Genomic DNA, 13584 nt, shown 5'->3' with positions numbered 1-13584 from the left:
ATTTAGGAGGTGAGACATGGCTAGGGTCGATAAAATCATCGAGAAAATGAAAAACCGCCCTAACGGGATTAGGTTCGCGGAGATAGCAAAAGTCCTGAATCATCTGGGTTACATAGTGGTACGAATTAAGGGTTCGCATCACATATTCCGAAATGAGTCAGGAGACACGCTCCCGATACCTTTTGAAACACCCGTCAAGGCGGCGTACGTCAAAGACGTACTGGAGATCATCGGGGAGTAGTACCTCCCCTTTGTTCTCAAAGTCATTTTATCCTAGCCTACATTAATATGGCAAATGAAAAACCGATCCAAAAAGACATAGCGTATTACATGGCGCTCCCGTATACAATTCAGATTAAGCATATGAACGACGAAAGCGGAAGCTACCACTTAGCTACAGTCGCGGAGTTGGAAGGCTGCAAGAGCCATGGTGACACACCAGAAGAAGCCCTTAAAATGGTTAGAGAAGCTATGGAGGGTTACCTTGAGGTAAAACTTGAGTTTGGTGATGAGATACCGGAACCAGTAAATGAGGAACAATATAGCGGCAAGTGGCTTCAACGTGCTCCAAAGTCCCTGCATAAGCATTTGATGGAGCGTGCAGCAGCAGAAGGCATATCCTTCAACCAATATTGCCTATATAAACTGAGTAAGTGACGCAAGTCTGAGGCTCCTCTATATTAGGAGGTAAAATTATGGTAAAGGCAATTTGGTTTGTGATTATTACCATGTTGGTTAGTGCTGCTGCGTTAGCAGGGTTGATAACAGTAGTGGTTAAATTGATCCGTAAAAGAGAGGAATAACTATGAAATACGGCCTACGTAAACCCAGCCTAAACAAACGCATAGCAGCTCGTACCAGCCTCAAACGGCAGATTGTACACCGTGCAGGCATTAAGATGCCACGGGGTTGGGGATGGCTAAAAAACCCACGTAAGGCGGCATACAATAAGGTGTACAATCGGTCAACGTTTGATATATTCAAGCTGCTTTCAAAATTGTTCAAATAATAAAAGCTCTGCCGACCAATTAAGGTTAGCAGAGCTTTTTAATGTGTGACCAGCTGCTGTAGCATGGACTATTTTAAAGTCATATATTTCAATTAGCATAATCGTAATAAATATAACCGTTACCCTTAATATAATGAGAACCAGAACCATTAGAAACTTCTATGTATACTTTATAGGTTCCTGGATCAATTGTTTGGCTATATTTGTTTGAATAATCCTTATCTCCTTCAGAATCGAAATTTAATTTTTTCCAAGTGAAGACTTGACCGTCTTGTTCAAGTCGAATTTTCACATCACATGGAAAGTCCACGTTCGTAGTATCATCCAAGACAACTCCAAAGTGGACATTTTTGACGGGTTTGTTGAATGTAACTTTGAATGTCTTTCCGCTTGACGTTTCTGCATAATCACTATCCCAAACAGCATATTGAAAATTATCACTAGTCTTTGCAAAACTTGATTGAGGTAAAAACAATACCAGTGCGCATGCGAGAACAAAGAATGTTGAACATAAAACACAGAATTTCTTCATAGTATAAAACCTCCTAGTAATATGGATTACATTCACCTTCATATTACTTTATTAGTAATGTCGAAGTATCTCGCATGTTGTAACAAAACAAAAAAAAGACTCTCTAGTTACCCAGTAGAGTCTTTTACATCTACTCTAAATTCAAATTGATTCCGTATGTAATAAGCTCCGGCAATCTTGACCGATTCAGGCGAAAACTTTTCTATAGTGCCACCATAGTCTACAACCGATATAAAATCCTCGCCTAACGACTGAACAACGTACACCTTTACCTGGCTTAATGCAGCTGCAAATAGTTCTATATCTGACTTTAACACTTTATATGTATGGTTCATGCTGATCACCTCAGATAGTTATTCTGCCGTATGTGTGGTAATTCCTGCACTAAAGAAAGCCCTACCAACCATAAGGTTGGCAGAGCTTTAGCTTTAAAATCCTCCAATGGTAACGTTAGGCTGAATACTATGGTGGTGGTTAAAGGCTTGATCCGGCACAGTAACAATCAACAAAAAGCTAGCCGCAATGATTAAAAGCACCATTTTTTTGAACATTGTTTTCCCACACCCTTTCAATAAGATTGAAATACTCAGCTTTAGTTTCAGGAACCGCATGGGCTTGAAAACGAACAAATAACCCCATACAGTTTATAAAGTAAGTTTCATTATTTATTATATGTGACTTTACCATTGCATTCATTAAATATTTAAAGCCATCACTGTACTTTCCTCGATGTAAATAATAAAAACCTAACTCGTAACCAAACCACGCGATATAATCCGGTATCACTTGTCGGGTATACATATCATCTGATGATGGTTGCTGTGAAAAAGTCCCGATTAGTTTTTCAAATCGTTTGAGTATATCGTCTACATTTATGCTGAACTGGTTTGCTGCGATTATAACATTCAACAGTTTTGAGAGCTTTTCATTCTCATTAGCGGCTGATGTTACAGCAATATATTCAACATATTCATTCAGTAGATTTGTTTCTCCTGACAACAATTTATATACGTAAGCATTACCTTCTGCCCACTGACTGAACAAATTTACCCAGTGTCTTGTGTCCTCGTCGGTCTCTTTAACCCAGTCTAAATCCGCATAGGCGTATGTATATTGTAGAGCTTGCTGATAATCGCCCCGGGCTTCGCAAACACTTGCACACAATAGGTCAGCATAAGCAATGTATCCAAATAGCGGACCTCTTGTTCTCTTTTCAATATCTCGTAACTCACGTTTTTCTTGGTGTTTTAAACTATACTGGATTTCCGCTTTAGCTCTCATTTGTCTTGCCATTTCGTCTACCTTGTCCCATTTACGCAAAGACCTGTATACATTAGCTAAGTCCTTCAATGCGTCAAGCTGGTCTATTTCATCTAGGCGCTCGACATAAGGCTCAAATAGTATAGCTGCCTTGTGGTTGCGGCTTTGGTCGTCTCCAACTTGAATCGTGAATATACGATATTGGCAGACTGCCAAGCGTTCAGAATGTTGATATCTCTCTGTTTCAGCTACACCCTCATAAAGCAGCAAAGCAGCCTCATTTCGTCCCTGCGACAATAATTCTTCTGCGATTTCAAATAGCTTGGGCGAATATAGCAGATTATCCATGATGGCTCCCAGTACTCGACGGATTGCATCCAACTTGCCCAACTCCGCACAGCGAAACAAAAACGGCTCGATTCGCCTCATATTTGGAGGATGATCAATAATGTAGTTTTCTATAAACAGATCGTAAAACTCTCCCTCTGGTAAACCCATAGCCTCAGTGATTAAGTCAAGTTGGTTAACTGACATAGACTTATTCCCTGACACAATAGCACTTATTATTCCCCTATTCATGCCTGCAAGTTGTCCAAATTGCGCTAAGCTCAAACCCTTTTGTTCTAGATAACTATCTAATTCTGCTCGAATCGTAGGTGTATGCTTCATGTCATATCCACCCTTCATACAGAAATTCCAAAACTTTTATATTATTGCAATCTATTGTTGTCGATAATTTAACAGTTGTCAATAAGTTTTGAAATTTTTGTCATTCGATATTCGACTAAATTATATTTTTTGAATATTGTCGACTACTGTAAGACAAATAGTTCTATAGGGTCATTTTCCATTTAATTATTTAAAACACACAAATTATTCCTTATTTTGTGGTACACTGGATTGGTAGTTCAAAATAATACCATTTCGAGAGGACGGTTCTGGATGAAGTTAAAGAACACAGCAATCATTCTTTCAGGTGTATTGGCTCTTACAGCAGTCGCTCCAATTGCAGCATCTGCTGAATCATCCACAGAACAAATCACACAAAATTCAAGTTCAAGTGTAACTCAAAAGAGTGCAGTTGAGGCAGTAAAACCCTATGTACAAGTTAAGGATGGGGTATTGTCCCTAAAAGACGTTCCTGAAAGTATTTATAACCAGTATAATTTATCGGATTTACAAAAGCATTTTGATGAATTAAATGAGTTATCAAAATCAGGTAAAATTACTGTTAATAGCGATTTAAGCATAAAGGACAATACCATCTCGCTTAATGCAGAATACGGATCCTGGACCTACCATTTGGTGGGGATATGATCGGAAATTCACTGACTCTCAAACTAAACAAGCGATAGATTACTATAATAGTGTGGCAGGTGGCGGCGCACTCGTTTCAGGGGCAACTGCTTGGTATCCTCCTGTTTCAGGTATTTCAGGATCAGTCGCAGGATACTTTGCATTGTTTGCAGCTCGTATGAGCGCTAATAACAATGGTAACGGAGTTTATGTTTCTGTTTCATGGGCGGCAGTGTTTGATGTTGAACCTTTGTAATACGACACAGTAAGGAGACTCTATGACCAGTATTTTAGCTGTTTTAGTGATTATTTGGGGAATAAGTTATATGGCTGTCTACTACATTAAGAAGAAAAAAAATACACACGGGCAACCTGGTTATAAAATATTTTTTATGGTTATTCTTGTTATTTTAGCAATCGCTTTGGTTAGTTCATATTTATAATCAAACAATTTTATGATTTTTTATAGCCTTCCTTTAATGGAGGGCTTTTATATTACATACCAAATCTTATGGGTACATCCTATATGAGCAATGAGAAAAAGACTCCCCGCCGACCGATTAAGGTTAGCGGAGAGTTTCTATTTCACGATAAATTCAACTTTTGTTCCGTCAGCATAGTTATCCAGCTTGTGACCTACCCACGATCCAGCTCCACGATTATCCTTTGGACTTATGTACTTAATGTCTGCACCCTCTCCACCTTCCGCACACATCGCCATAGGCCATTCATCTCGATCTTTGCCCTTCTTGGTGGGCACACCCTTTAGGGACAGGTCGCGGTTATGATCGGCTCCTTCGCGATCTATGGTGCATACTGGTGACTTACCTGCTGCAATGGCCTCCTTGATGTGCTGGGCCGTTTCCGGGTACTTGGCTGACGGGAATTCCAGCTTAACCGTATCGGCAGATATCTGCGTTACCGGAACGGCTACAGAGTCACTCTTAGTGGTCTTTACAACGTCTTGTTGTACACTGCATCCAGCTAATAGGACTGTTATCAACACGGTAAATATCCATTTTAACATTTGTAAACCTCCCTAAACGTAAAAACACCCCACCGGCTTGAGCCAGCAGAGTGCTACCGATACTTTCGGATTATAAGATAAGTATAATTGTTTTGGGTGATTTTGTAAATGCAATATGTATGGTTCATACTGAAAGCCTCTGCAAATATTATATGTAAACAAGTGTTCGTTGTCCAAGGCAAAAAAAGAGCAGTTAGAGTTCTATTCCTCCTGCCCTTTTCTGTTTTCGATCTGGTGCGTTTCAATTACTCTTGATCCTTTGGATACTTTATTAGGGTGGATATAGCCACCTTCAAGGCTCAAGCTCCAATTGAATTGAGCTATTTAGCACGGGGGCTGAATGAATGCTGCTAAAAATGTGGATGCGACTCCGAGCTGAAGCCCAAGCATCCGGAACGCGGCAGCTCTCTCCGATCCGAACGAGATCCACGCAGCGCTATAGCGCCCACTGGCGTCACATAGGCGTTGTTGACAAAAATCTACAACTCTATTTAATAGAAAGATGAGGTTACAATGATATGGAAAATATAACCTATATGTTCCATCAATGGTTTACTTCATCCTTATATTTAAGGATTTAGTATAAAAATAATTTGGAAGAGGTGCGTATAAAAATGAGTAAAAAACTGTCGTCTCTATTTTTATCCTTTCTAATTTCAGTGATATTAGTTGTCCCGGTATCTGCCCAAAGCGTCACCCCTACTCAAGATCAGTCCTCATCAGTCGAAAATTCTATTCAAGCTCAGCCCTTATCAGTCGAACCATCTTCTTCACAATTAGCTCCTGATTCCTCAAATTCCAATGAAAGTATCCAATCAATAATAGCGCCTGTGTGGGTAACCAAATCGTTTAATGTAACTAAGAATGGAAGAACAGTAACGGTGGAGTGGGGTATTGCAACGGACTCAATTATAAGAGAAGTCAATGCTTCTTTTAAAACGGGAGCCGGTTGGACGGAAGCTACCAGTTTTAAAGGGCCGAATACTGGGGGAGTAACTCTCAGTCAAACATGGGAATACAGTCAACCAGGGACTTACACAGTCGGCGGAGTTGCTCAACTTTATACAGATAAAGGACCTGCATCTTGCTTTTCGCCTCCAAGAGTAGTAGTTATTAATTAAAGAGTATTTCTACATTTGAGAGGTGAGGAATTGAAAGTTATCGAATTAGCAATTGTATTAAATGATAAAGAGGGCTACTACGCTGAAAATTTCGACCTGGTTGCCCTGCCTTTTGTCCCAAGAAAAGGAGAAATGATTTTATGGAATAATAAACTTTATCGTGTGCTAGATGTTATGTATAGTTTTGATACAAACCCGTACGACTATAATTTTGATGCTAGCCCAAGCACTCAAAGCTCGGTAGCTCATGATATAACCTATAAAGTTTTTTTGAAACCTGAAGATTAAACAGACATTAAATAAAGTATTTTCTTAGCCTAAGCACTAAGAAAATACTTTATTTGTTTTTAGCAATAGCACCCCCTATAAAACAGAAAAACACCCCACCAGCGTATGCCAGCAGGGTATCACCGATGCTTTCGGATTGCACAACGGTGCTTCCGAATGTGTTGTTATGATTATACAATGCTTAGTAATTTTTTGTATATCATTAATTTTCCATCTAAATTCATCTTAGCAAACGGAAACAGAATTAATTCTTAATTTTTTCGGTAACTATTATGCTATTTCCAGGACGATCAGCCCATAGATATAATTTTCCAACTTTTTCAACACCTTGACCTGCTCCATATGTAGGGGGTTTTATACGCTCAATAAATCTAAACTCCCTACCATTAAAATGGTAATGATCCAGTCCTTGCGCATAATTTTCTCCATATTTATTGGCGCCATGTAGGTTAGCGTATAACTCATCCTCATCAAAAAAGATACCTTGATAACCACCATCATTTCCAAAGTTCTCTGATAAGGGGTATGACTTTATTAGATTAAAATCTTTATCAAATTGTCTAATCTCATTTAAGTCATGGTAAACTACCCAGTACGTATTATTATATTCTGCTAAAGACTCTGCTGTGCCATACCCTATGTCGAACTCATCTACCTGTTTCAAATCAGGAAGGCTATACTTTACAATTCTACTTATTCGTTCCTCTGTTGATGGCCCCGAATTAAAATTATATACCGTTGCGTAAAGGTACCCATCTGTAATGTAACAATCCCCGAAAGACATAAAAAGCCCTTTCTGATCTGTTTCTGTATAAGCATTCGTTTTCTCAGTTACAAAACTACCGTCAATTGTGTATGTAGATATCGTATTGGAAAGCTTGAAATTTTCATCACGGTCAGATGTAATGTAAATATTTGTTCCGTCAGAAGCGACACCTTGCCATGCCCTATAATTCTTGTCAACCTTTAACACTTTCACTTCTTGGTGGAAATCACCACTCGTACTCGTTAAACTATACATGCCTGTCGGAGAACAAAATAACCCTAAGGTAATTACTATAATTCTTAGTATATGAAACAATATAAATCCACCTTTGTAACTTCAATTAACAATGATAAAAAGATAAAATAATATGCAAATAATTCAATTTTTCTAATTAACACATTTTCAATACCCTGCCAGCACAAACCAGCAGGGTACTTTTTTGATGAATTACTTTGTAACTGTAGCTGCATTGGCCTTAATCCGCAGTAACAGGTGTTTGTTCCGATTCTACTGGTGCGGGAATAGGCTCTGGTTCAGGTTGAACCTGAGCAGGAGCAATGGTCGCTATCTCAGCTGTAGCCTGTGCCAAGAAATCATTAAGCTTTGCAGCCAGATCCGATACAGCTTCCTTAGCTGCGGTCTGTGCTGTCTCCTCGTTCGGCTGTGCTTCAGTAGCGAGTACCGCTTTTGTCTTAGCCTTATACTCCAGGTATGCTTTCTCAATCGCGGCTTGAAGCTCCACAACTGACACTGTAATACCTTGTTCTGCCAAACGGAGTGTAGCATACTGTAAAGCCTCTTGAAGCTTGCGCTCGCCTCCAGCTTGCTTAAAAGCTGTCTGAGCAAAAGCAAATCCTTCCCCAGCGATCTTATGAATTACTTCCCTCTGTGCTGCCGTTGTACGCGCCTCTAACCATACGTTAACCTTAGTCTTGAGTTTGTTCAGACCTCCTAAAACAAACGCTGTAAGTACACCCGCAGCGGCTGTGACAATGGTATTTACATAAGGCTGTACAGTTTCGATAATGGTTTGCATGATTATTTATCCCCTTTCGTTTTCAACGATGCGATTTTATTTTTTGAATCCCAGGACACTACAGCGCCGTATGCCTCCGCAACGGGTCTGAGCTGCACGTATGCCACTCCTTCGACCAGTTGGATAAAATGCAGCTTGGCTCCATTTAAATAAGCGACCTTGAGACTGGTGTCCCAATGACACGATAAGCCCAACACAGTAGCAAGCACACGCAGCGGAACATACGTCCTGCCACTAAAGAGCAGCGTCTTCCCTACCTGTTTGCCATTTACGATGAACGTACCGGACGTGACTGTCTCCGGCTGCTCAGGGCGCTTTGTGAAACGTTCACGCAGCTCGTCCGCCGTACCATCATACTCATTCATATCCACGTTCCCTTTTATCCCTGCTACCTTGCCGCTATCGCTATATTGCCAAATATCCCAACGTTTCCACGTCACTGTATCGCTTGGGACGCGAGTATCACTATACCGGGCTATCCATAGTGGGTAACCGCCCAATGAGGCGTTAAAATTAGCTGCGAATGCATTGCCTGTATAGATAATGGGCTTGCGTCCTGTAAGTCTCTCCAGCTCAAGCAGGAAGGCCAAAGCTACAGCACTAATAAGTGTTTTGGACAAGTTGCCGGGATTGTTTTCATAGTCCATCACCGGAGGAAGGTCCAACGTTTTAGCGCCTCCAACCTGGTCCAACACATCAGCAAAATGCTTTGCTTCTACTTTTGCTGCGTCAACGTTGGTTGCATCTAGGAAATGGTATGCTCCCAGTAATACACCTGCTTCCTTGGCCCTTTTGGCATTTGTAATGAATGTCGGATCAACATAACGTTGTCCCTGACTTGCTTTAACGAAGGCAAATGAAATACCATCAGCCTTAACCGCCTTCCAATCAATCTTTCCTTGATATCTGGATACGTCGATCCCTCTTGCATTACGGCTGTTTCGTCGTTGCATCTTCTTTCTCTCCTTCCTTACCACTCTTACTTTTCAAAACTTCTACGGCCTGTCGGATCACTGGCGGGATAGGTACGCCGAGTCTGCCGCCATTCTCCAAAATGGACAAAAGCTCATTTGCCATATAAAAATAGGCGACCGCATCCCGGAATAAGTGCGAATCGCCTAAGACTCCATCAATTAGATGGGATACTGCTACCATCGTAAAAATAAATACCTTTCGAGCGATACCAATAAGACCGATCTTACTTTTTAAACCAGGTCCGGTACCCTTCTTACCTTCTGCGCCAGCCGCAAATAATCCGGTCACATAATCAATAATGACCAGTGCAAGTAACACCCCCAATACTCCCGACCACCCACCGTAAAAATACGTCACAGCGCTACTTCCTAAAGCAGTGCTGAACTTAAAAACCTCCCACTTATCCACCTTGCTTCCCCCGTCTCTCCGTTCAGGAAACTTTTCCTGAGCTATCATCGTCTACTTTCTGTTCCTTTTCTTCTTGGGCCTGTATCTCTGCTAATGCATTTCCTACTGCCATATCCAAACCTTTAAGTATTTCCTTCCGGCGCGCTGGTTGCGAAGCAATAACAGCAGAAATGACCTCGGTCAAATCCTCAACAGGTCTGGTTAGATCCAGTTGTATATCCAATGTAGATTTTATTTTTGCCATGGGTTTCGTCACCCCCTCAAGACGCAAAATAAGCCCCTGATTTATCAGAGGCTTTCATACTTGTATTGTATTTGTATTTGATTACTTATTTACTACGGATTAACCGTTTTCTTCATCTTTGTTGTGAAGGGATTATTTCATAAGTTGCAGTATCATTCTTACCTGAATAGATGAATGTTAAATATAACGGCTCTTTTAGATTAATCTTATCGTCAATCATAAAAGGAGCAATAACTTCCTTAGTGTATTTCGTTTGGCCCTCACCAGGAGAAAAAATCTTTGTAGATGGACTGTCTAATCTGGCTAATTTACCACCTACAGGCTGTAATGTGACATCTCCCTGTCTTAAGACAGCATGGAAATTCTGGTAAGCGTCTTCCCTATTCATACCTACATCAATAGAGAAGTACAAGAAATTTTCGTTTATGTTATCTCGTCTTACATCACTGACTGAAGGCATATCCATCTTTTGAGAGTCCTTATATGCTCTTCTTATGATTTGATATGTTGGTGTGTAGAAATATACTAATGGTGGATTTTCTTTCATTTCTAACAAATTGTTTTCATGAACCTTGATTATCCTGCTAGATTCCTCTTGAAACATATCACTACGATCACTCTCTAGCCCTTTATTTATTGCCGCTTGTATTTGATCATCTGTAAATTCGTAGTACCAATGATTATTAATTACAGGTACAGATGCTTCATCCAGTTCCTTGTTCTCCGATAGAAAAGATGAAACGCATACTACAATAAAAAGCCCAACAACAACCGTCAAAATAATCCATGCCTGTTTTATCTTTTTGTTCATGAATTACTTCGTGAGGGCAGCATTTACTTCGGCTAAGTCAGATTTGTATTTAGCTATATTGTTTTCTGCTGCCTTTATGCGTTCTTCAGTATCTTTTGTTTCGGAATCTAGCTTTTCCATCAGTTTTTCATTTCCTGAATATTCAGTCTTAAATTTACTATATTTTTCGAGAGATTTTAGCATGCTCTCTTTATCCTTTTCGCTATCAGTCACAAATTTTTCAAGCTCTGATTTTCTATCTTCTAACTTAGAAATAGGCCACCCTTGGTATTTATTCGAAACAGACTGTGCCATATTATCAGTTTGTTTTGAAGAAGAATTTTCCGACGATTCAATTTGAATTGTTTTACCATCCACTTTTAAACTCGCCCCTAAAGAGTCGGTGACAGCGCGAAGCGGAACATGTGCTTTTCCATCAACGACTATCGCGTTTTCAGACAGGGAATTACCATTAACCTTTACACTATACTCTCCTGCCACTGTCTGCCCAACCATAGATTTAATTTGATCCGCAAATGCGTTTCCAGTCGTAGCAAAAACCACACCGATCAACAGACCAATGAGCAAATATGACCATTTTTTCATCATTAGAACCTCCTATGTAGTATATATGTCCTAATATTACCATCCATAGAAGGTGCAGTAAACATTATGTTGTCAAGCTACTTGTACTTCCGCCAGCAGGTATATTGACTGTTGCAACCGTTCTACCACGACTGAACAGTTTTAGATTCCTGGAACTTGGATCAAATGTCGCATTAACAATTAATCCATTAAACAAATCGCCACGAATCTCGGCTATTTCATTACGGAAACTGCTGATTGTATCCTCAAGTCCTTCGATACTCCCCGGCTTAAGATCAAGACCACTCACGAATGCCTCAGAGAAATCTACAGGTCCTTTTAAGTACGTAGCATCGTCAACTGATCTTATGATAATAGGTCCCATGTTCCCCATATGAAATCCTTCTCTATCTCCGTAGACACTTCCTCTCGGCGAGCCATCATCCATAAACAATAAGCCGCCTCCATCATTATACTGACCTAATGAGACAGCTTCTCCGCCACGAGAATTATAAGCAGTAAGACCATTAGAATTTATTTCTATGCGCCTACCCTCTTTGGCTGTACGGAATAAGGCCCCTGTAATAATACCGCCTTCTATTTCATTGCCGATCAGTTTACTGCCACGTATTGTACTTGCATTAACTGTACTTGCTCTAATATCTGAAGCATTCATTTCTGAGTTATCAATTTGGCCCGTAAGCTTGATTGACCTGGCAACAACATTCCCCTGCATGTCTACCCGGAATGGCGCAATGGTATAGTCGTCATTCCCTGCACTGATTCCGTTCGTATTAATTTTGGTTACGTTATTGCCACTACCAATAACCAAGGATACAAAGTTTCCGAGCTGCCCGACAATCTGTTCAGCAACAACGCCACGTGCTGTAATTGCTGTTCTTGCTGTTTTACCTCCGTCCGTTGTTAAAACAACCCCGTTTGAAGTCATAATAACTTGGTTCTGAGCATTGGTCTTGTCCTGTAGGATTATGCCACGTTGATCGTACTTGATTTCCGTTTTGGAATTATCAATGTCGATCACGGCTTGCTTGGCAAAGGACTCAAATACTTCCGTTCGGATCTTCCCGTTACTGAACAGATTATTGATAATATTCTTGTTCCGCTCCAGGTCAGAAATGATATCTGCATAGTCCCGTAAATTGACATTTGATATGGTAGGCTCACTGTGTTTGTCTCGGCTATACGGATACTCTGTAAGCTCTGTTATTCGGGCTTTGAGTTTGTTCATATCCATAGCCGGATCAATACACATTACCGTGTCACCTAAATGCGGTTCTGGTTCTGTATTGTCAATTTTAAATAGGTCAGCCGTTGATACGGTAACTTCTAGTGTTACGTTTTCTTGCTCCCTGAGAGCCTTTCGAGTAGCCTTAAGCAGCTCTTCAGGTTCTTCAATATCCTGCTCTATGATTTCACCATCATAAAATGGTACGGAATCACTGGTCCAATATTGAGCATAAGGAGAAATTAAGTAGTTAACTGCCAGCTTCCCGTTTACAATAGTTCCCGGCACACCGGAAAGCAAACTCCGCTCCTCGTCCGTCAATTTAGATGCATCCATTCCAATAAAGGTGCGTCCATCCTTCATCTGCGAAAACATGCGGGTTACAAGGGATTCCCCTTTATCTTTGAAGGAGCTAGAAACGATATTCTTTTTGAGTCTGTATTGTAGCCCATTATCAGCCCCGATCTTTTTTCTCAAATTGATCACAAAATTATCTGGCCCCACTTCACACTCATACATTTGCACGATCTTATTGAGAGCTTCCAAACACGTCCCGCGCCCAAAGTCTTTTATATCATGCAAATCGAATGTGTCATGGATAACAAATTTGAATCTCCCGCCTGTAGCTGCCGTAATCAGGTCTGTGAGTTGATTGATATGGATACCATATGCTTCTGCGATGTATGAGGCATATGGAAATTTGTAATCGTTAAGCTTAAACATGATGTGATTGCAATAGATATTTGCAGTCAGCTTTCGTCCTTCCCGTGACCGGCTTCGAGACTGTATGACATAAAATTGGCCACGCTCATCTCGAACGTGGCCCTTGATTGCTATTTTCTCACGATAGTCATCTGAGGTCATTGGGACCATAAAGGTTAATTCATAGTCGCTGTTAATTCTCCTCCGCCGTTGAATATCATAAGAGTCCACCAGCGTACCAACGCGCCTCATATTTTTATCAAAGACTTGCATAGTTGGAGTAGGCATAATCCACCTCA

19 protein-coding genes are annotated in these 13584 nt (G+C 40.5%); 7 read left to right on the top strand and 12 right to left on the bottom strand.

Annotation, left to right across the window (positions count from 1 at the left end; all coding sequences use genetic code 11):
• The first annotated feature begins 16 nt into the window (after window positions 1–16).
• From BN1546_RS18185 to BN1546_RS18175, 3 genes are all read left to right on the top strand, one after another.
• Window positions 17–241 carry a type II toxin-antitoxin system HicA family toxin gene (locus tag BN1546_RS18185; RefSeq protein ID WP_058830682.1) on the top strand — a complete coding sequence of 75 codons (225 nt, stop codon included), beginning with the start codon at window positions 17–19 and terminating at the stop codon, window positions 239–241.
• A 47-nt stretch (window positions 242–288) separates the two neighbouring features.
• A complete protein-coding gene (locus tag BN1546_RS18180; RefSeq protein ID WP_176702341.1) occupies window positions 289–657 on the top strand; it encodes a type II toxin-antitoxin system HicB family antitoxin in 369 nt (122 codons plus the stop codon).
• Between the two features lie 148 nt (window positions 658–805).
• A complete protein-coding gene (locus BN1546_RS18175; RefSeq protein ID WP_090738498.1) occupies window positions 806–1009 on the top strand; it encodes a hypothetical protein in 204 nt (67 codons plus the stop codon).
• Window positions 1010–1097: 88 nt separating this feature from the next.
• Here the strand turns inward: BN1546_RS18175 and BN1546_RS18170 are convergent, their stop codons facing one another.
• The 3 genes from BN1546_RS18170 to BN1546_RS18160 form a co-directional block, all read right to left on the bottom strand.
• On the bottom strand, window positions 1098–1541 hold the full coding sequence (locus BN1546_RS18170) for a hypothetical protein (protein WP_058830685.1): 444 nt from the start codon (window positions 1539–1541) through the stop codon (window positions 1098–1100).
• Window positions 1542–1648: 107 nt separating this feature from the next.
• Complete coding sequence (locus BN1546_RS18165) at window positions 1649–1876, bottom strand: hypothetical protein (RefSeq protein ID WP_058830686.1); 228 nt, start codon at window positions 1874–1876, stop codon at window positions 1649–1651.
• 178 nt (window positions 1877–2054) lie between these two features.
• Entirely contained in the window at window positions 2055–3470 is a 1416-nt protein-coding gene (locus BN1546_RS18160) for a helix-turn-helix domain-containing protein (protein WP_090738497.1), read from the bottom strand.
• Between the two features lie 273 nt (window positions 3471–3743).
• Here BN1546_RS18160 and BN1546_RS27915 point away from each other — a divergent pair, with 273 nt between their 5' ends.
• Window positions 3744–4118 carry a hypothetical protein gene (locus BN1546_RS27915; protein ID WP_255305422.1) on the top strand — a complete coding sequence of 125 codons (375 nt, stop codon included), beginning with the start codon at window positions 3744–3746 and terminating at the stop codon, window positions 4116–4118.
• A 257-nt stretch (window positions 4119–4375) separates the two neighbouring features.
• Window positions 4376–4540: a hypothetical protein gene (locus tag BN1546_RS27360; RefSeq protein ID WP_016822009.1), complete on the top strand. Its 165-nt coding sequence runs from the start codon at window positions 4376–4378 to the stop codon at window positions 4538–4540.
• 137 nt (window positions 4541–4677) lie between these two features.
• Here BN1546_RS27360 and BN1546_RS18150 read toward each other — a convergent pair whose 3' ends face one another.
• Window positions 4678–5124 carry a NucA/NucB deoxyribonuclease domain-containing protein gene (locus BN1546_RS18150; RefSeq protein WP_090738496.1) on the bottom strand — a complete coding sequence of 149 codons (447 nt, stop codon included), beginning with the start codon at window positions 5122–5124 and terminating at the stop codon, window positions 4678–4680.
• Window positions 5125–5738: 614 nt separating this feature from the next.
• Here BN1546_RS18150 and BN1546_RS18145 point away from each other — a divergent pair.
• A complete protein-coding gene (locus BN1546_RS18145) occupies window positions 5739–6245 on the top strand; it encodes a hypothetical protein (protein WP_019687471.1) in 507 nt (168 codons plus the stop codon).
• A gap of 30 nt (window positions 6246–6275) precedes the next feature.
• Window positions 6276–6533 (top strand): hypothetical protein, encoded by a 258-nt coding sequence (locus BN1546_RS18140; protein WP_014599905.1) that lies wholly within the window; start codon window positions 6276–6278, stop codon window positions 6531–6533.
• Window positions 6534–6777: 244 nt separating this feature from the next.
• Here the strand turns inward: BN1546_RS18140 and BN1546_RS18135 are convergent, their stop codons facing one another.
• The 8 genes from BN1546_RS18135 to BN1546_RS18100 form a co-directional block, all read right to left on the bottom strand.
• Complete coding sequence (locus tag BN1546_RS18135) at window positions 6778–7614, bottom strand: hypothetical protein (RefSeq protein ID WP_090738495.1); 837 nt, start codon at window positions 7612–7614, stop codon at window positions 6778–6780.
• 160 nt (window positions 7615–7774) lie between these two features.
• Window positions 7775–8335: a phage holin, LLH family gene (locus BN1546_RS18130; RefSeq protein WP_090738494.1), complete on the bottom strand. Its 561-nt coding sequence runs from the start codon at window positions 8333–8335 to the stop codon at window positions 7775–7777.
• Window positions 8336–8337: 2 nt separating this feature from the next.
• On the bottom strand, window positions 8338–9288 hold the full coding sequence (locus BN1546_RS18125; protein WP_090738493.1) for a GH25 family lysozyme: 951 nt from the start codon (window positions 9286–9288) through the stop codon (window positions 8338–8340).
• Window positions 9266–9766: a phage holin family protein gene (locus BN1546_RS18120; protein ID WP_090738492.1), complete on the bottom strand. Its 501-nt coding sequence runs from the start codon at window positions 9764–9766 to the stop codon at window positions 9266–9268. The genes BN1546_RS18125 and BN1546_RS18120 overlap by 23 nt, the downstream gene beginning before the upstream one ends.
• Window positions 9741–9962: a hypothetical protein gene (locus tag BN1546_RS18115; protein ID WP_090738491.1), complete on the bottom strand. Its 222-nt coding sequence runs from the start codon at window positions 9960–9962 to the stop codon at window positions 9741–9743. The genes BN1546_RS18120 and BN1546_RS18115 overlap by 26 nt, the downstream gene beginning before the upstream one ends.
• Window positions 9963–10074: 112 nt before the next feature.
• Window positions 10075–10773 (bottom strand): hypothetical protein, encoded by a 699-nt coding sequence (locus tag BN1546_RS18110; protein WP_090738490.1) that lies wholly within the window; start codon window positions 10771–10773, stop codon window positions 10075–10077.
• A gap of 3 nt (window positions 10774–10776) precedes the next feature.
• The gene (locus tag BN1546_RS18105; RefSeq protein ID WP_090738489.1) at window positions 10777–11361 is read right to left on the bottom strand and encodes a 2,' 3'-cyclic nucleotide 2'-phosphodiesterase; all 585 of its coding nucleotides are present in this window, start codon (window positions 11359–11361) and stop codon (window positions 10777–10779) included.
• A 61-nt stretch (window positions 11362–11422) separates the two neighbouring features.
• Complete coding sequence (locus BN1546_RS18100) at window positions 11423–13573, bottom strand: phage tail protein (protein ID WP_090738488.1); 2151 nt, start codon at window positions 13571–13573, stop codon at window positions 11423–11425.
• Window positions 13574–13584: the final 11 nt, after the last annotated feature.

The organism is Paenibacillus sp. Mc5Re-14, from assembly GCF_001049835.1.
Classification (GTDB): Bacteria; Bacillota; Bacilli; order Paenibacillales; family Paenibacillaceae; genus Paenibacillus; species Paenibacillus polymyxa_C.
Note: the sequence above shows the minus strand (reverse complement) of the source record. Positions and strands in the feature narration are given on the sequence as shown.